The sequence below is a fragment of the Marivirga sp. genome (assembly GCF_051117495.1).
Classification (GTDB): Bacteria; Bacteroidota; Bacteroidia; order Cytophagales; family Cyclobacteriaceae; genus Marivirga.
Window position 1 is genome coordinate 41,306 of the sequence record NZ_JBNPEF010000024.1, and the last position, 18,334, is coordinate 59,639.

21 protein-coding genes are annotated in these 18,334 nt (G+C 34.9%); 16 read left to right on the forward strand and 5 right to left on the reverse strand.

The annotated features are described in order from the left end of the window. Positions 1–9 precede the first annotated feature (9 nt). The 5 genes from lptE to ACFE0M_RS12840 all read right to left on the reverse strand — a co-directional run bounded on the left by lptE (position 10) and on the right by ACFE0M_RS12840 (position 5,582). A complete protein-coding gene (gene lptE / locus ACFE0M_RS12820) occupies positions 10–537 on the reverse strand; it encodes an LPS assembly lipoprotein LptE (RefSeq protein ID WP_434546171.1) in 528 nt (175 codons plus the stop codon). Beyond that, positions 527–1,795, reverse strand: coding sequence for a sigma-54 interaction domain-containing protein (locus ACFE0M_RS12825; protein WP_434546172.1), 1,269 nt, complete (start codon positions 1,793–1,795; stop codon positions 527–529). The genes lptE and ACFE0M_RS12825 overlap by 11 nt, the downstream gene beginning before the upstream one ends. Before the next feature lie 11 nt (positions 1,796–1,806). Continuing rightward, entirely contained in the window at positions 1,807–3,273 is a 1,467-nt protein-coding gene (miaB, locus tag ACFE0M_RS12830; RefSeq protein WP_434546173.1) for a tRNA (N6-isopentenyl adenosine(37)-C2)-methylthiotransferase MiaB, read from the reverse strand. Positions 3,274–3,446: 173 nt separating this feature from the next. Continuing rightward, positions 3,447–4,733 (reverse strand): aminodeoxychorismate synthase component I, encoded by a 1,287-nt coding sequence (gene pabB / locus ACFE0M_RS12835; RefSeq protein ID WP_434546174.1) that lies wholly within the window; start codon positions 4,731–4,733, stop codon positions 3,447–3,449. A gap of 87 nt (positions 4,734–4,820) precedes the next feature. Beyond that, positions 4,821–5,582: a YceI family protein gene (locus tag ACFE0M_RS12840; protein ID WP_434546175.1), complete on the reverse strand. Its 762-nt coding sequence runs from the start codon at positions 5,580–5,582 to the stop codon at positions 4,821–4,823. Positions 5,583–5,702: 120 nt separating this feature from the next. Here ACFE0M_RS12840 and ACFE0M_RS12845 point away from each other — a divergent pair, with 120 nt between their 5' ends. The 16 genes from ACFE0M_RS12845 (at position 5,703) to katG (ending at position 18,294) form a co-directional block, all read left to right on the forward strand. Then, positions 5,703–6,215, forward strand: a complete 513-nt coding sequence (locus ACFE0M_RS12845) for a gamma carbonic anhydrase family protein (protein WP_434546176.1) — start codon at positions 5,703–5,705, stop codon at positions 6,213–6,215. Between the two features lie 141 nt (positions 6,216–6,356). Beyond that, positions 6,357–7,358 carry a 3-oxoacyl-ACP synthase III family protein gene (locus ACFE0M_RS12850; protein WP_434546177.1) on the forward strand — a complete coding sequence of 334 codons (1,002 nt, stop codon included), beginning with the start codon at positions 6,357–6,359 and terminating at the stop codon, positions 7,356–7,358. Between the two features lie 62 nt (positions 7,359–7,420). Then, positions 7,421–7,645 carry a hypothetical protein gene (locus ACFE0M_RS12855; RefSeq protein WP_434546178.1) on the forward strand — a complete coding sequence of 75 codons (225 nt, stop codon included), beginning with the start codon at positions 7,421–7,423 and terminating at the stop codon, positions 7,643–7,645. Between the two features lie 53 nt (positions 7,646–7,698). Further along, positions 7,699–8,295, forward strand: coding sequence for a hypothetical protein (locus ACFE0M_RS12860; RefSeq protein ID WP_434546179.1), 597 nt, complete (start codon positions 7,699–7,701; stop codon positions 8,293–8,295). A gap of 41 nt (positions 8,296–8,336) precedes the next feature. Then, positions 8,337–8,504, forward strand: a complete 168-nt coding sequence (locus tag ACFE0M_RS12865; RefSeq protein ID WP_434546180.1) for a Lacal_2735 family protein — start codon at positions 8,337–8,339, stop codon at positions 8,502–8,504. Positions 8,505–8,520: 16 nt separating this feature from the next. Continuing rightward, positions 8,521–9,015: a DinB family protein gene (locus ACFE0M_RS12870; protein ID WP_434546181.1), complete on the forward strand. Its 495-nt coding sequence runs from the start codon at positions 8,521–8,523 to the stop codon at positions 9,013–9,015. A gap of 110 nt (positions 9,016–9,125) precedes the next feature. Continuing rightward, the gene (locus ACFE0M_RS12875; protein WP_434546182.1) at positions 9,126–9,470 is read left to right on the forward strand and encodes a phage holin family protein; all 345 of its coding nucleotides are present in this window, start codon (positions 9,126–9,128) and stop codon (positions 9,468–9,470) included. A gap of 66 nt (positions 9,471–9,536) precedes the next feature. After that, on the forward strand, positions 9,537–10,103 hold the full coding sequence (locus ACFE0M_RS12880) for a hypothetical protein (RefSeq protein WP_434546183.1): 567 nt from the start codon (positions 9,537–9,539) through the stop codon (positions 10,101–10,103). A gap of 64 nt (positions 10,104–10,167) precedes the next feature. After that, positions 10,168–11,070, forward strand: a complete 903-nt coding sequence (locus ACFE0M_RS12885; RefSeq protein ID WP_434546184.1) for a histone deacetylase family protein — start codon at positions 10,168–10,170, stop codon at positions 11,068–11,070. A gap of 40 nt (positions 11,071–11,110) precedes the next feature. Then, positions 11,111–11,830, forward strand: a complete 720-nt coding sequence (locus tag ACFE0M_RS12890; protein WP_434546185.1) for a rhomboid family intramembrane serine protease — start codon at positions 11,111–11,113, stop codon at positions 11,828–11,830. Positions 11,831–11,913: 83 nt separating this feature from the next. Beyond that, positions 11,914–12,528, forward strand: coding sequence for an OmpH family outer membrane protein (locus ACFE0M_RS12895; RefSeq protein WP_434546186.1), 615 nt, complete (start codon positions 11,914–11,916; stop codon positions 12,526–12,528). A gap of 182 nt (positions 12,529–12,710) precedes the next feature. After that, positions 12,711–14,399 carry a pyruvate dehydrogenase complex dihydrolipoamide acetyltransferase gene (locus tag ACFE0M_RS12900; protein WP_434546187.1) on the forward strand — a complete coding sequence of 563 codons (1,689 nt, stop codon included), beginning with the start codon at positions 12,711–12,713 and terminating at the stop codon, positions 14,397–14,399. 6 nt (positions 14,400–14,405) lie between these two features. Further along, a complete protein-coding gene (locus tag ACFE0M_RS12905) occupies positions 14,406–14,639 on the forward strand; it encodes a hypothetical protein (RefSeq protein WP_434546188.1) in 234 nt (77 codons plus the stop codon). A gap of 201 nt (positions 14,640–14,840) precedes the next feature. Continuing rightward, complete coding sequence (gene hslV, locus ACFE0M_RS12910; RefSeq protein WP_434546189.1) at positions 14,841–15,383, forward strand: ATP-dependent protease subunit HslV; 543 nt, start codon at positions 14,841–14,843, stop codon at positions 15,381–15,383. Between the two features lie 55 nt (positions 15,384–15,438). Beyond that, the gene (gene arsC / locus ACFE0M_RS12915; protein WP_434546190.1) at positions 15,439–15,777 is read left to right on the forward strand and encodes an arsenate reductase (glutaredoxin); all 339 of its coding nucleotides are present in this window, start codon (positions 15,439–15,441) and stop codon (positions 15,775–15,777) included. A 303-nt stretch (positions 15,778–16,080) separates the two neighbouring features. Further along, positions 16,081–18,294, forward strand: coding sequence for a catalase/peroxidase HPI (katG, locus tag ACFE0M_RS12920; RefSeq protein ID WP_434546191.1), 2,214 nt, complete (start codon positions 16,081–16,083; stop codon positions 18,292–18,294). The last annotated feature ends 40 nt before the right edge of the window (positions 18,295–18,334 follow it).

An 18,334-nucleotide genomic window follows, 5' to 3' on the forward strand; every position in this document is an offset into this window, starting at 1 on the left:
TACAAAATTTTACCAATTTGCTACTGATGCATTAAATATATCTAAAATAATCTGATCTGTAATGGTTTCTATCAACTGATCTTCTACTGCAGTAAGGGTGTTTGATGTGGCATCGAAATCATCATAGAATTTAAATGATTTATTTTCGAAATTGAATACCTCATCTTTTGTGTTAACATAACTAACCTTTACCGTTATCTCCAATCTTTGCGCTCCAGCCGCATCTTGCAATTCAGGATTTCCTGAAGCAGTAACAGCAATTGGCCTCACGGTGTAATTAGTGATTGATCCTTCAAGCTGCAAGTCACCATTTGAGTCAACCAACTCTAAACTAGTATTTTGTTGATAATAATCCCTGATTTTTTCTGTAAAAGTTTGCTGTAAATTGGGTGGCCCATTTCCTGAGTCATTATAAAAATACTGGATAGACATTGTTTTAATGTCAGGTGAAATAGAGGCTCCTGTAAAACTATAAACCCCACAGCTACTGGTGAATATTGCCAAAAATAGAAATGTTAATATACTTTTAAAGGTCATATTGCTTAATTTTTCTGTATAACGTACGCTCTGATATACCCAAATCCCGTGCCGCATATTTTCTTTTATTCTGATTTTTAGAAAGGGCTCTTTCTATCATCTCTTTTTCCTTTTTTTCAAGCGACAATGATTCTTCTTCTACTTCATGTTCGGCATCTTGGTAATCTTCTAAATTAAAATGGTCGCTAGCGTCTTCATCATTATCCGTTTTCCTGCTATCTAATAAATAAGGGGTTCTTAAGCCTTCAGCATTTTCTTTAAATTCATTTTGTTTTACTTCAAATAAATCCTCATTATCCTTAAGAATCTCTTCACCGTAATTTTCATTTTTCAGTACATTGTGGACTAACTTTTTAAGCTCTTCCACATCATTTCGCATATCAAAAAGAATTTTATATAATATATCCCTTTCCGAAAAATTATCTTTTGCTCCGCTTGAGCTATCTTGGTTTTTATACAAAGCAGGCATCATATTGCCTTCCTGAGGTAAATATTTTAATAAAATATCTTTATCAACCTCTCGCTCCATTTCCAAAAGGGAAATTTGATCGGCCAAATTCTTTAGTTGACGGATATTGCCCGGATAGCGATAGGACATTAAGGCCTGTTTGGCTTCAGCTGTTAATTTTATAGGGTTAACATGATGTTTTTCGGCAAAATCTGATGTGAATTTTCTAAACAATAATTCGATATCTTCTCCTCTATCCCGTAAAGGTGGTACAAAAATCGGGACAGTGTTTAGTCTGTAATATAAGTCTTCTCTAAACTTTCCTTTCTCAACGGCTTGAATAAGGTTGACGTTAGTGGCGGCTACAACCCTTACATCAGTCTTCATTACTTTAGAAGAACCCACACGGATGTATTCTCCATTTTCCAAAACCCTCAAAAGACGCGATTGAGTTGGCAAGGGCATTTCACCTATTTCATCCAAAAAGATTGTTCCTCCATCTGTTACTTCAAAATACCCTTTTCTGGAATCATAAGCCCCAGTGAAAGATCCTTTTTCATGACCGAAAAGCTCTGAGTCAATGGTTCCTTCAGGAATTGCCCCACAGTTTACAGCAATAAATTGCCCATGTTTTCTCGCACTTAATTGATGAATAATTTTGGAAAAGGATTCCTTACCTACACCACTTTCACCTGTTATGAGCACGGTCATATCAGTTGGAGCAACCTGCATGGCTACCTTGATGGCAAAGTTTAAATGATCGGAATTACCGATTATGCCGAATCTATTTTTAATAGTTTGTATGTCCAAAGCAAAATATTTTAAACCGCCTTACCAATCAATGTTGCACCTGTGCATTCTTCTACCAATACATCAACATAATCTCCCTTTTGGTAGTTTTCTCTTGGGAAAATTACCACCTTATTGGCTGTATTTCTTCCTTGGAGTTGCTCATCTGATCTTTTGGAAGTGCCCTCAACCAAAACTTTGTGTACTTTATTTAAATCCAATTGATTTCTTTCCAGTGAATGTGCTCTTTGCTTGTTGATGATTTCCTGTAGCCTTTTTTTCTTTATATCTAATGGGATATCATCTTCATATCTTTTTTCCGCTAATGTCCCTGGTCTTTCGGAATAGAAAAACATATAAGAGAAATCATATTTTACGTAATCCATCAATGTCAAAGTATCTTGATGTTCTTCCTCAGTTTCTGAACAGAAGCCTGCAATCATATCGGAAGAAATACCGCATTCTTCACCTAAAATATCTCTTATGGCATCGACTCTATTGATGTACCAATCTCTGTCATAAGTACGGTTCATCATTTTCAAAATTCTTGAATTACCGCTTTGAGCAGGTAAATGGATGTATTTGCAGATGTTTTCGTATTTCTTCATCGTATGCAATACTTCATCCGTAATATCTTTTGGGTGGGAGGTTGAGAATCTTACTCTCAAGTCAGGAGAAACATTGGCTACCATTTCAATTAAATTGGCAAAATTGATCACCTCAACTTCTTCTTTCTTTTCAATTTTCTCTAATCTTGCTTTATTGTTGATTTCTTCCGACCACTTATAAGAATCTACGTTCTGGCCCAATAAAGTGACTTCTCTATACCCTTTATCAAATAAATCTTGTGCTTCTTTCACGATGGAATAGGGATCACGGCTTCTTTCTCTGCCTCTGGTGAATGGCACTACGCAGAATGAACACATATTATCACATCCTCTCATGATAGATATGAAGGCTGTAACACCATTTGAATTTAATCTTACGGGGCTTATGTCTGCATAAGTTTCTTCTCTGCTAAGGAAAGTATTGACCGCTTTCTCTCCATCATCCACTGTTTTTACTAAGTTGGGTAAATCTCGGTAGGAGTCGGGTCCCGCTACTATGTCCACTATTTTTTCCTCTTCTAAAAGCTTGGTTTTCAATCGCTCTGCCATGCAACCCAATACACCAATTTGCATTTCTGGCTTGCTGGCTTTCACTTTATTAAAATCCGTTAATCTTTTTCTAACAGTTAGTTCAGCTTTTTCTCTAATGGAGCAAGTGTTTAGGAAAATTACATCTGCATTATTGAAATCATTGGTGGTGTCAAAACCATTTTCTTTCATAATGGATGTTACGATTTCACTATCAGAGAAATTCATCTGACAACCGTAGCTTTCAATATATAATTTTCGGCTTTTGCCTGTGTTTTCCTCTTTTGATACTTGAACAGCACAAGATTCATCCGTTTTGGTTTCTTCTGCAATGATGTCCAAATCCTTAATCAATTCACTCATATTTTATATTTATAAAGTGCTTTGTGTTGTGTTAATTATTAAAGAGCAAAGGTAGCCAATAATTTTGGGAAATGACATTATGGCAGTAGATTTTCCATTTATTTTTTAAGGTCATTCAATTCATTTCATTGGATTAGGACAAGTTATGGGCCAAATAGCCATGATATGAAATTCTAAATAATTCCCAGTGTTTTTTCAATTGCTTTGGCTTTCAATAAACATTCTTCGTATTCAGCTTCAGCATCTGAATCATAGGTAATAGCGCTACCAACTTGATAATTTATTGTTTGGGTTTGCTCATCATAATAAATGCTACGAATGAGCACATTAAAATCAAATTGATTTTCCCCATTAAAATAGCCTATACTACCTGAAAATACATTTCTTTTGCTGTTTTCATATTGCTCTATCAATTCCATGGCACTTATTTTGGGAGCACCTGTCATACTTCCCATTGGAAAAGCATTTTTAATAATATCTACTGGATGGATTTCTTTTTTCTTTATGGCAGAAATAGTACTGATCATCTGATGAACTTGTTGGAAGCTGTAAATACCGAATATTTCTTCAACTTTTACGCTACCTGTTTTGCCAGATTTAGCCAAATCATTCCGTACCAAATCCACAATCATCATATTTTCAGCACGTTCCTTTTCACTTTCCGATAAGCGGTCTTTGTTTTCTAAATCTTCTGATTCCGTTCTACCTCTTCTAGCAGTTCCTTTTATAGGCTGACTGATGATTTTATTATCTTTTAATTTAATAAAGCGCTCAGGAGAGGCTGAAATAATATATTGCTTATCCATTTTAAGGAATGAAGCAAAAGGGGCAGGGGATTCTTTACTTAATTTCTGGAATATTTGAAGCGCATCAAAATTTTTGACAGATGCTGAGAAGTTGATGCAATAATTGATTTCGTAAATATCCCCTTCTTCAATGTGTTGCCTTAATGTTTTTACTGTTTTAATATAATCTTTTTTACTAGTCCAGCTTTGTAGATTCTTGATGGAAGGTGTAAAAATATTTTCTTCTTTTTCTTGCGATAAAACCTTTTGAATATCCTTTTGGAAATATTCTAAATCATTACTTTCTATGGTAATTTCATTGTTTTCAAACCTTATGATACATGTTGGCTCAAAGAAACTCATGGGACTCCAATCTATAGAAGAAGGATTATCACTATTAAGTTTTTCTAATTCATTTTTTAAGTCATATCCAAGGTATCCATATAAGTTTTTATCAGGATTTTTCTGTAAAAATTCCTTTAAGGATTGAAAATAGGGTGGATTAAGATTTAATTTTTTATTTCCTACGGCTATGCATTTCGGAAAAGCCCCAAATGGATATTGGGTAATTTGTTGTGGATATAGTATGGCCACATACTGAAACCGATTGCTCCAGTTTGATAAATTTTTCCAATAATTCGGAAATGAAGATATGTTGATTTTTGTAGATTTCAATCAGTAGATTTATACCCGCAAAAATGCATAAAAAAAGGTTGCTAAAAAATTTTAGCAACCTTCAAATAGCTTCTTTTCAATATTGAATTACATATTTTCTGCCTTAGCATCAATATTAAATCCAATACCTACTTTATTATAAATAAATTGATCTTTTGCTTTATCAACCGCTTTGGATTCATCTCCATACATTAATCCCCATTTAGTTCTGTCAATGCTGAAGTTTGTAAAAGCCTGCACGCCATTGTCAGCAACCTCGATTTTTGCAGGAACTGTAATGGCTAAAGTTTTACCTCTCATGGTTAAATTACCAGTAACTTCATGAGTAGCACCTTCTAGCTCAAACTGAGGTAATTCCATGATTTTTTCATCTTCGGCTGGTTGCTCCATATCGTCCTGATAAGAATCATAATTATCAGCTGTTTTCTCAGGGTTTAAGGACTTAACAGAAACCAATTCAAAAGTAACTTGCGGGTGATTTTTTGCATCAAAGAAATCATCTGATTGTAAATGCCCAACCAATTTATCATGATTTTCTTTATCATCCTTTAAATCAGTGATGGTAATTTGATTTAAGTCGAAAACAAATTTCCCACCTGTTACTTTTCCATCTTTTATTGTGATGGAACCATCAGTTAAAGCAATATTACCATAATGCCTTCCTGTAGGTTTTGTACCTACGAATTCCATATCCGCTTCATCACTTGAAACTGAAATTTCCATTCCTTCAGCTTGGCTTACTTCTTCGGCTTCGCTTACTTTTGCCTCATCTCCTTTAGGATTTGATGTACATGCGACAGCCAATATTATTGCTAATGCTAATGCACTTGATGTTTTTAAAATTTTCATAGATTAGTGGTTTTTAATTATCTACTCGGATAACGGCTAGGTTTTTATAATGTTTGCAAAATTATTATAAATTACAAAAACATCAAATGTTGATACACAGATTAATAAATTTATAGAAAAATGGGAATAATTAAAAAATGTGAAGGAAAAACTCCTCAAATTGGTGAGAATACTTACATAGCAGATAATGCGGTGATAGTAGGAGATGTTGTAATCGGTAAGTCTTGTAGTATCTGGTGGAGTGCTGTGGTAAGGGGAGATGTCAATAGTATAACAATAGGAGATGAAACTAATATCCAAGATGGGGCTGTTATTCATTGCACATACCAAAAAGCTTCTACTACTATTGGAAATAAAGTTTCCATAGGGCATAAAGCCATCGTTCATGGTTGCATTATTGAAGATGCCGCATTGGTAGGCATGGGGGCAATTGTAATGGATAATGCAGTTGTACAATCCAATTCAATCGTAGCGGCAGGAGCTGTGGTTTTAGAAAATACTATAGTTGAATCTGGCTATATCTATGCAGGTGTTCCAGCCAAAAAGGTTAAGAAAATTGAGGGCGAACTATCAGAAATATTTAGTAGGACGGCTAAAAATTACACGCTTTACAAAACATGGTTTGAAGAGTAGTTTATATTAATTCATATAGCCAAAAAGATACTCTGCATGACTACTATTTTTGATTAGAAATCATTATTGCTCTATATTGGGTCGCATTTTGAAAATATTTGCATTTTAAATGCATTAGGAAAAGGAAACGAGTAATTAATTATGAAAAATTCAAAAATAGTAGGCTTGGGTCATGCTGTGCCTCAAACTGTGGTGACCAATGATGATATTGCCAAGTGGATTGATACCACCGATGAATGGATAACGGAAAGAACTGGGATCAAAGAAAGAAGATTTTTTGACCCCGAAATTGAGGAATCTTTAGCAAAAATGGCAAAAAAAGCGGCTGATATGGCGCTTAAAAATGCGAAATTGAAAAATGAGGACATTGATTTTATCATTTTTGCCAGTATCACGCCAGATTATTTTTTTCCAGGCTCCAGTGTACTGCTACAAAGAGAAATGGGGATGGGTACCATTGGTTGTCTAGATATCAGAAATGCATGTTCTGGATTTGTTTATAGTTTGTCTGTTGCGGATCAATTCATTAAAACGGGTATGTATAAAAATATTATGGTAGTAGGAGGAGAAATTCAATCTACAGCCATTGATATGTCGGACAGAGGGCGCTCTACTGCTGTAATTTTTGGTGATGGAGTAGGGGTTGCTATTATGAGTGCTACCGATGAGCAAGGGGTTTTATCCACACATTTACATGCTGAAGGAACTTATGCCGAAGAATTATATGTGAAAGACCCCGGAAGTAGTCGTCCAAGAGAAGAAAGACAGCCTGAGCAGATATTAGATACTTCAGGTTATAAAGTCTATATGAACGGAAACATGGTTTTCAAGCATGCTGTGGTCCGTTTTCAGGAAGTGATAAATGAAGCACTAGAGGCTAATAGTTTAAAATCTTCTGATATTGATATGTTAGTGCCACATCAAGCAAATTTACGTATTTCAAAATTCATTCAATCTAAAATGGGATTGACGGATGATAAAGTATATAACAATATCCAAAAATATGGCAATACTACTGCAGCTTCCATTCCCATTGCATTAAGTGAGGCTTGGCATGAAGGTAAAATAAAAGAGGGCGATTTAGTATGCTTGGCGGCATTTGGTAGTGGCTTTACTTGGGGATCTGCTCTTATCAGATGGTAATTATCTAATCTAAGATATTATTTATCTTTTAAAATTATTAGATTTAAGAAAAACAGACAACTATGATTACAAAGCAATATAATCCAAGTCAGCTTGAAGTAGAGTTTGCAAAGGCTATAAAGGAGTTAGCTCCTGAAATTGAAGCCAAGTTGAGTCAATTTAAAATAATTGGTGTTGAAGATAATATTAAAGCAGACAACCCTATGGTTAGAATTAAAATAACCGATACTGATAATGATCCGCATGAGGTGGTATTGAAAATCATTCAGAAGCCTGATCAGGTTTAAAATTCTTAATAAAATTTGATAGGGTGGGTTTAGCGAATCCCACTCTTTTTTTTATGTCAAAATTCACAACTCAAGAATTAGATTTAGCTTCCGACCCTACTGTTCTATTAATTAAATATAGGATGATGGAAAAGGTCTGGGATTTTCTAGAAGAAATGCAAGGAGAAATCCGACAACAGCTTAGACCTTTGCATGGCAGATTGCCTAAAGAATTAAATATAACTCAAGGTAAAATCTCAAAAGGTGAAAATTATAAGCGATTGCCCTATATGATGCTTGATTTTCCTGCCTTTTTTACGAAAGAAGATATATTGGCTTTCCGAATTATGTTTTATTGGGGCCATTTTATTTCGGCTACTTTTCATTTGCAAGGAAGATTTTTGAAAGAATTTGGCAACTTATTGATTGATAACTTCAAAAATGCTAAGAACATTTATTTTTGCGTGAATTCATCCCCCTGGGAATATCATTATAAATCAAATAATTACGTTCTCTTAAATGAATTAAGTTCGCATGAAGTCAATGATCATTTACAAAATACCAACTTTATCAAATTGAGCATTAAATTTCCTGTTGGGGAGATGCCTCATATAACTGAAGAAATTAAGTCATTTTTAAAAGACGGATTGAAAGTAATTCAAACAAAATAAAATAGCTTAGGTTAGCAAAGCAACAATTAAATTAAAAATATATGTTTGGATTATTTAAGAAAAAATCAGAAAAAGAGAAATTAAACGAAGAGTACAAAAAGCTCCTAGCGGAATATCACAAGTTAAGTAGTATTGATCGTAAAAAAGCTGATATGAAAATGGCCGAAGCTGAAGAAGTAGCTAAGAAAATGGATGCCATTAAAGAATAAATGTTTAATTTTAAGCATGAATTTAGTACACGCACCATTTTATCAAGGCTACGCAGATTTAGTCAAAAATGACATTAAAACCGAGCTTGAGCATCAGATTAGTGAAATCTCTGTCTTGATTAACAATATTCCAGACGAAAAATGGAAGTTTCGTTACGAAAAAGGAAAGTGGACAGTTGCTCAGCTTATTCAGCATTGTATTGATACTGAAAGAATAATGGTGTTTAGGGCATTAGCATTAAGTAGGGGAGAAACTGCTCCCTTGCCTGGTTTTTCAGAAAATGATTATGCTGAAGCATCACAATATTGCAGTCAGAATAAATCAAAAATGGCAGAAGAGTTTTATTTTTTAAGAAAAAGTCATTTATCTTTATTTCAATCAATGCCTGATAAAATTCTAAAAAAGGAAGGTCAAGCAGACGGTAAACCAATTTCTATTTTAAGTTTGTGGTATATAATAGTGGGACATTGGAAACATCATCAAAAGGTGTTGAATGAACGTTATTTCTAAATTGGGTTTATGATATAAATTCATGAGATTTATATCCGTTTATTAGAATTGAGGATCAATTTTTTGTTGTTTCTATATTTTAATTTTCACATTAATAAATTTTTTGTCAAATGAACTTTTTAATCAAGTTATTATTATCATCACTTTCCGTAATTGTCGCCTCCTATATTTTGCCTGGTGCACATGTAGAAGGTTTTTTTGATGCCTTGGTTGTGTCGCTATTTTTGGCACTTTTTAGTGCTACTCTAAAACCTCTTTTAGTTATTTTAACAATTCCTGTAACTGTTTTCACATTAGGTTTTTTCTTATTGGTAATCAATGCTTTAATGATCATGCTGGCAGATTATGTAGTAGATGGATTCTATGTGGAAGGTTTCTGGTGGGCCCTCTTATTTGGTGTGATTTTGGCTATAGTGAATAGCATTTTTGAGGCAGTTAGTAAAAAGAGTGAATAATTTTTATTTTATTGTGTTTTGTGAAAAAAAATTGTAATTTATTTCCTCAATGCAAACCAGTAAACTATGAGTGCTCAAAATCCGGGCTTCGATGCCTCAGAAATCGAAAAATTAAAGCAAAAAATTGCTCAGCAAAAGAATAATTTTGTTTTGGTGGATACCGATGACAATAATGATGAGTATAAGCATTTTCGCTTTACAGGAATGTATGAAGGAAAGGAAGTAATTTATGATGCTGTCATTTACACTTTAAGATTACATCATGCCAGTGAAGTATATGAATTGGCTGAACATAAAGCAGCACAAAAATTCCCAAACTTTAAGCCCATCAAATTTCAAGAAGATGAAAATGGTGATTTAAGAACGTTGGATGACGTAGAAGAAGAAATTGGCCTTTATATAGCCGAAATGATTGATGATATTGAAGATGAAGAGCTAGTAAAAGTTCAAGAACATGTGGATATGGACAATGGCGGTGAATATGGGATAGGTTTGGACATTGGACTGAATGTGGAAGAAGTGACAGATGAAGTGATGAATAAGTTCGTTCACGACTTCAATGACGATAACTTGAATTTAGACGATACGCTTTATTCTTTTGTTTCTAATGAAGAAGAGTTCGATGAGAATTAAAGATATCAGATTTTTATAACAAGCTTTAAGATCTAGTGTTATTTTTACGAATAACACTTTTTTTATGCTCAAAATCGCCTGGAGAAAAGAATACGCGCACCCATTACCAGAAAACCATCGATTTCCGATGGAGAAATATGAATTATTGCCCGAACAATTAATCTATGAAGGAACCTTAACGGAAAGTAATTTCTTTGCCCCAGATTTACTTTCTGAAAATGATATATTAGCAATTCATAAAGATGAATATTGGCAAAAACTTAAAAACCTGACCTTAAGTAGAAAAGAAGAAAGAAGAACAGGTTTCCCGCTCTCCGCAGCTTTGGTAGAAAGAGAAAGAATTATTAATCAAGGCACGATAGATGCAGCAAATTTTGCCTTGGAATATGGAGTTGCCATGAATATTGCAGGCGGCACACATCACGCTTTTACAGATAGAGGAGAAGGCTTTTGCTTATTAAATGATATTGCCATTGCCGCTCATTATTTGCTCAAAAATAATAAATCAAAAAAGGTCTTAGTGGTGGATTTAGATGTTCACCAAGGAAATGGAACAGCGGAAATATTTCAAAATAATCCCGATGTTTTTACATTCAGTATGCACGGGAAAGGGAATTACCCCATGCATAAGGAGATTTCGGATTTAGATATTGAACTAGAAGATAAAACGGATGATAAGACTTATCTAAAAATTCTGAAAGAGACTTTACCTAAGTTAATAGATGAGCAAGAACCTGATTTTATTTTCTTTCAATCAGGAGTGGATGTTTTGGCTACAGATAAATTAGGGAGACTGGGAATGACCATAGCGGGTTGCAAAGAACGGGATAAGATTGTTTTTGAGCAGTGTTTTAAAAATGAAATTCCTGTCGTAGCAAGCATGGGAGGTGGGTATTCTGAAAAAATTGCTCATATTATCGAAGCGCATGCTAATACATATCGTCTGGCTCAAGACATCTACTTTTAAAAATCCCTACCTTTTTTCAAGAATTTCGTATCTTTATTGTATGTCCAAAGAAAAATCCCTTTTTCGGCAGAGTGTAGTTTTCGGTAGCTACATTATTTTGTTGCTTTGGTTAGTAAAAGCAGCGGAATGGGGCTTTGCTACTAATTTTGCACATTTTGGTATTATGCCTAGACATTTATTGGGCACTATAGGGATTTTCACCTCACCATTCATCCATGGAGATTTTTTGCATTTGCTATCCAACAGCTTTTCGCTCATGCTGTTGATTATCATACTGTTTTTCTTTTATGATAAAATTGCCCTCAAGGCACTGCTTTACATCTATATTGTGACAGGAGTTTTTGTATGGCTCATTGCGCGTGAAGCCTATCATATTGGGGCAAGTGGCGTGATTTACGGTATAGCTTCTTTTATTTTATTCAGTGGATTGCTTCGTAAAAATCAATCTTCTTTGGCACTTTCTTTTGTGGTATTATTACTTTATGGAGGTATGTTTTATGGAGTATTGCCACAGGATGGCCATATTTCGTGGGAATCACATTTAATGGGACTTTTAAGTGGATTATTGGTAGCTCTATGGATGAAAAATGAGTTTGCGGGACAGGCAGAACTGAAATTATACTTTGAAAAAGAATGGGAAGAGGAGGAATTTGAAGATGATGGTGAACACTACAATTTCACCAATCCCGATCACCAGTTTTTATATGAATTTAAGGAAAACAATAAACTAGAAGAAAATAAAGGAAAAAAATCACTCTAATCTGAATTTATTAGACTTTGCACTTTAATATGTTTGATTAACTTTGCAAGCATTATTAAAACCTAATTTAAAATCAAAAACACGTGAAGAATTTATCCTTAGTATTGAATATCATTTTAATCGTTGCAGTAGCCTATTTGTTTATTGACAAATTTAGTGGTAGTGAAAAAGCAGAAGAAGGCAATTCTACTGAACAGAAAGATGAAAAAATTTATCAAAATGTATCCATTGCTTACGTTCATTCTGATTCATTATTGGCCAAATATGATTTTATGAAAGAAATTGAGTCAGAATTGGGAGAACTTTCTCAAAAATATGAAAAAGAATACCAAAACAGGGCGCAAGGCTTGCAAAATGAAATCAATGATTTCCAAAGAACAGCTCAGAATTTGACTGTGGCTCAAGGGAAAGCCTTGGAAGAAAATTTAATGAAGAAGCAACAAAACTTGAGAGTTTATCAAGAGGATTTATCCAGAAAATTGCGTCAGAAAGAGGCTGAGTTAAATAATGAATTATACAAAACTATAAGTGATTATTTAAAAGAATACGGTGATGATAATAATTTACAATTAGTATTGACTTACTCAAGAGGAAGTGACGTTTTGTATGCTAATGAAGGATTGGAAATCACCAATGAAGTAATCGAAGGTTTGAATAAAGCTTATAATGAGAAAGAAGCTACTGAAGCTTCGGAATAAAATATTTTAATTTTATTGTTTAGCCCGTTCCTTAAGTGGTGCGGGCTTTTTAATTTTGCTTTATTATTAAACATTAAGAGAGTTTTCGGGTATTCTTAATACTTTATTTCAATTAATTTGAATTAAGCATGAATTCCCATTATTTTTGACAAGTTTATTAGAAATAGAAGAATTATACATATATGGCTGAAGTAATAAAAATGCCCAAAATGAGTGACACCATGGAGGAAGGCGTAATTTCCTCATGGTTAGTTAAAGAGGGCGATGAAGTATCATCAGGAGATGTATTGGCTGAGGTTGAAACCGATAAAGCCACCATGGAATTAGAGTCTTATGAAGACGGTGTTATTCTACATATTGGAGTTAAAGAAGGAGATGCCGTTCCCATTGAAGGCGTAATCGCCATCATTGGTGAAAAAGGAGAGGATATTGACGGATTGTTGAAAGAAATTGAAAATGGAGGCAGTTCCTCTAGTTCTGAAAAATCTGAAGAGAAATCAGATAGTAAAGAAGAATCTAAGGGTGATGGAGGAGAGGAAATTGATGCTTCTGATGTAAATGCTTCCTTGATCACTATGCCAAAAATGAGCGATACCATGGAGGAAGGTGTTATAGCTTCTTGGTTGAAGAAAGAAGGAGATAAAGTAGAAGCGGGTGATATTTTAGCTGAAGTGGAAACTGATAAAGCCACTATGGAGCTAGAAGCTTATGAAGATGGTACTTTATTGTACATCGGCATAAAAGAAGGTGACGCAGCTCCGATTGATGGCGTTATTGCTGTGATCGGTGAAGAAGGTGCTGATTATGAGAAATTAATCAAAGCCCATGAACAAAAATCCTCAGGTAGTGGAGAGAAAGAGGCGAAAGAAGAGAAAAAAGAAAGTACCGAAGATAAAAAATCATCTGAAAGCAAATCTGATGCTGGAAGTGCAAAGCCAACTCCTCCTGCTGAAGCTGCCAATAAGCAGAAAAACGGAAAAGAAAGTGGAAGAATTTTTGCTAGTCCATTAGCTAAAAAAATAGCAAAAGATAAAGGCATTGACTTAGCAGAGGTTGAAGGCTCTGGAGGAAATGGTAGAATTATCAAATCTGATGTTGAAAACTTTACACCGACAGCTAAATCTACAGAAGCTCCTCAAAAAGAGGCTACATCTGGACAAGCAATCAATATTCCGCAAGTTGTTGGAGAGGAGAGCTATGAGGAAGTGAAGGTTTCTCAAATGAGAAAGACGGTCGCAAAAAGGCTATCTGAGAGTAAGTTTACTGCTCCTCACTTTTATGTAACCATGGAAATCAATATGGATAAAGCCATGGAAGCGAGAAAGAGCATCAATGAATTATCACCGGTAAAAATATCATTTAATGATATTGTGATTAAGGCGGTTGCATCTGCATTGCGTCAACATCCTAAAGTCAACAGCTCATGGATGGGAGATAAGATCAGAAGAAATCAGCATATCCATGTGGGTATGGCTGTAGCGGTAGAAGAAGGTCTATTAGTGCCAGTGATTCGATTTGCTGATAATAAATCATTATCGCATATAGCAGCAGAAGCAAAAGATTTTGCACAAAAAGCCAAAAACAAAGAATTAGAGCCAAAAGATTGGGAAGGCAATACCTTTACTGTTTCCAACTTAGGGATGTTTGGCGTAGAAGAATTTACGGCTATCATTAATCCACCTGATGCTTGTATTTTAGCAGTAGGAGGGATCAAGCAAACGGCTGTGGTGAAAGATGGTCAATTGGTTCCAGGAAACGTAATGAAGGTAACGCTTTCTTGTGACCATAGAGTGGTAGATGGAGCAGTTGGTTCAGCATTCTTACAAACTTTAAAAGGATTGTTAGAAGACCCAGTGAGAATACTGATCTAAATTAGAATGAACGAGCAGAAGCTAAAGGAAGAAATAGCTTTTTTGAGGCAGTTATTGGATTTATCTATAACGCTTTTAATAACTATTTCTGCAGGTAGCTTTGCCCTATATTTAAATGGAAATCCTGCTTTGGAAGAAATTATTATCTCCATAGTAGGATTTTCTTTTATATGTATTTTAATTATATTAACAATATGGTTAGTAAACCGTATATTTAAAAGGATTAACCAAATCGAGTGACAATGGATATTGTATCAATTTTCGCAATTATTACCGCGTTCAGTTTTTTAGCTGCTGGAATTTATGCTTTGTTTTCAATTATTAAATTAGAGAATAAGGAAAGTAAATAAAATTTGATGCTAATAACCTTAGAAATCCTTGTTACATCTCTTTAATTTATCTCTCTTAAAATAATTTCAATTTTAGATAAAGAAATTTAATATGTCAAAAATAAGATCCACCACTGTTTGTGCTGTAGTTCACAAAGGACAAGTGGCTATAGGAGCGGACGGTCAGGCGACCATGGGTAATACAGTTGCCAAAAGTAATGTTAAGAAAATCAGAAAATTGCAAGACGGCAAAATTGTAACGGGTTTTGCTGGTTCTACAGCGGATGCTTTCAATTTACTAGAAAAGTTCGATGAAAAACTGAATGCTTTTGGAGGTAATATGAAACGTTCTGCCATAGAATTAGCTAAAGAATGGAGAACCGATCGATACTTAAGAAAGTTAGAAGCCATGATGATTGTTGCTGATAAAGATGAGGTACTGATAATTTCTGGAACTGGAGATGTTTTGGAACCAGATAATCAAATTGCTACTATCGGTTCTGGAAGTATGTATGCCCAATCTGCTGCTACAGCCTTAAAAAAACATGCTGGAGATAAATTATCTGCGGAGGATATTGTAAGAGAAAGCTTACATATTGCGGCAGATATTTGTATTTATACTAATCATAACTTGGTGGTGGAGACCATCAGTTGATTTTTGGAAATCCAATTAATTTCCTTATTTTAAATGATCATTAAACTGTTTGATAATGAGACTATATCATAATCCTAGATGCGGAAAGAGCAGAGAAGCCTTGAAAATTCTGATGGATAAAGGAATTGAGCCGGAAATAGTCGAATATTTAAAGCAAATCCCTACTCATGCTGAATTAGAGGATATTTTGCAAAAACTAGATATGAAGGCTGAAGATCTTTTGCGCAAAAATGAAAAGGTTTTCAAAGAAATGTATAAAGGTAAAGACCTTACAGATTCCAAATGGATTGAAGCTATGATAGCAGAACCTAAATTAATAGAAAGGCCAATTTTTATTAATGGGAATAAAGCTGTTGTAGGTCGTCCGCCTGAAAGAGTCTTGGAAATTCTTTAAGAATACTTTATTTAATATTGAAAAGGTGATTGATGTAAAAATCAATCACCTTTTTTTATGCCCAAAATAGATATTTAATTAGACTTTAATAATAAAAATTCCAGATTATCCATCCTATGTTGCTCTAATTTCTCTAGAAAATCAGCTAACTGTTTTTAAATATTCAGTAAATCATTAAATTAAAAGAAAGAAAAAATATTACTGATAGATAGTTAATATCTATATTATTATAAATATTATAGATAAAAAAAATTCAATTATAATTCATAAATTACAATAAATAAAACTAAAAAATTTTAGACTATGGAACATATGAAGAATAACCTTGGGGATGTAGGGAAATGCCCTGTAATGCATGGTGGTAATACCAAAGTGGGTGGTAATGGCTCAATGAACAAAGATTGGTGGCCGAACCAATTAAATGTTGGAATTTTACATCAGCATTCAAGAAACTCTAATCCATTAGGTGAGGATTTTGACTATGCAGAAGCTTTCAAGAAACTTGACTTACCTCAAGTGAAAAAAGATATCGAAGAAGTTTTAACAACCTCTCAAGATTGGTGGCCTGCTGATTATGGTCATTATGGGCCATTTATGATTAGAATGGCATGGCATAGTGCCGGTACATACAGAACCGGAGATGGCCGAGGAGGAGCAGGAACAGGCAACCAAAGATTTGCTCCTGTTAACAGTTGGCCAGACAACGGTAACTTAGATAAAGCCAGAAGATTACTTTGGCCCATCAAACAAAAATATGGAAACAGTATTTCTTGGGCAGATTTATTCATCTTAACAGGAAATGTTGCTTTAGAATCAATGGGTTTCAAAACTTTTGGATTTGGTGGAGGTCGTGAAGATATATTTCAGCCGGAAGAAGATATTTACTGGGGCGCTGAAGATACTTGGTTAGGGAATAATCGCTATACAGGAGAAAGAGATTTAGAAAATCCTTTGGCAGCAGTGCAGATGGGATTAATATATGTTAATCCAGAAGGGCCGGATGGCAATCCTGATCCACAGAAATCTGCTTACGATATAAGAGAGACTTTTGCCCGTATGGCAATGAATGATTATGAAACTGTAGCACTAACTGCCGGTGGTCATACATTCGGTAAAACACATGGTGCTGGTGATGCTGCTTTGGTAGGCCCAGAGCCGGAAGCCGCTCCTATGGAACAAATGGGGTTAGGATGGATCAGTAGTCATAAAAGTGGTAAAGGTAGAGATACCATCACAAGTGGATTGGAAGGCGCCTGGACACCAACGCCAACGCAATGGGACATGAGTTACTTTGATGTCCTATTTGGTTACGACTGGGAGTTATCTAAAAGTCCAGCAGGTGCGCACCAATGGGTGCCCAAAAATATAGCAGATAAAGACAAGGCACCTGATGCGGAAGATGCTTCCATGAAAGTAGGCATTATGATGACTACTGCTGATATGGCCATGAAAGTGGATCCTGACTATAGAAAAATTTCAGAGCATTTCCATAAAAACCCTGAAGAGTTTGCAGATGCTTTCGCTAGAGCTTGGTTTAAATTAACGCACAGGGATATGGGGCCAAAGGTTAGGTATTTAGGTCCTGAGGTACCGGAAGAAGATTTAGATTGGCAAGACCCAATTCCGGCAGTAAATTATGAAATCATTAATGGTAAGGATATAAAAGAGCTTAAATCGCAGATTTTAGAAACAGGATTATCAGTTTCTGAATTGGTTTATACGGCTTGGTCATCTGCTTCTACTTTTAGAGGATCAGATTTAAAAGGTGGTGCAAATGGTGCAAGAATAGCTTTAACGCCTCAAAAAGATTGGGAAGTAAATCAGCCGGCTCAATTATCAAAAGTTTTAAATGCTTTGACTGACATTCAGAAAAAGTTCAATGATTCGCAGTCTGGAAATAAAAAAGTTTCCTTGTCAGATTTGATAGTTTTAGGTGGATGCGCAGCAATAGAAAAAGCTGCCAAAGATGCCGGGCATAATTTGGAAGTTCCTTTTACTCCTGGTAGAGCGGATACTACGCAAGAATTAACCGATGCGGATACTTTTGAATGGCTAAAACCAGAAGCTGATGGTTTTAGAAATTATAGAAGGGCAGCATTTACTGTTCCTGACGAGGAAATGTTAATTGATAAAGCACAATTATTAACTTTAAGTGCACCTGAAATGGCTGTTTTGATTGGTGGATTACGTGTTTTGGATGCAAACTATAACAATTCCAAGCATGGTGTGCTGACTAAAACTCCGGGTAAATTAACCAATGATTTCTTTGTGAATATTACCGATATCAACACTGAATGGGCTCCTGCAAAAGAGGACGACATCTTTGAAGCAAAGGATAGAAAAACTGGGGATAAGAAATGGACGGGAACTAGAGTAGATTTAGTATTTGGTTCTAACTCTCAACTGAGAGCTATTTCTGAGGTTTATGCTCAAGCTGATGCTAAAGAAAAATTCGTTAAGGATTTTATCAAAGCATGGGATAAGGTAATGAACTTGGATAGATTTGACTTGAAGTAATATAAAATCAACTACCAATTAAAAAGGCATTCAATTAATT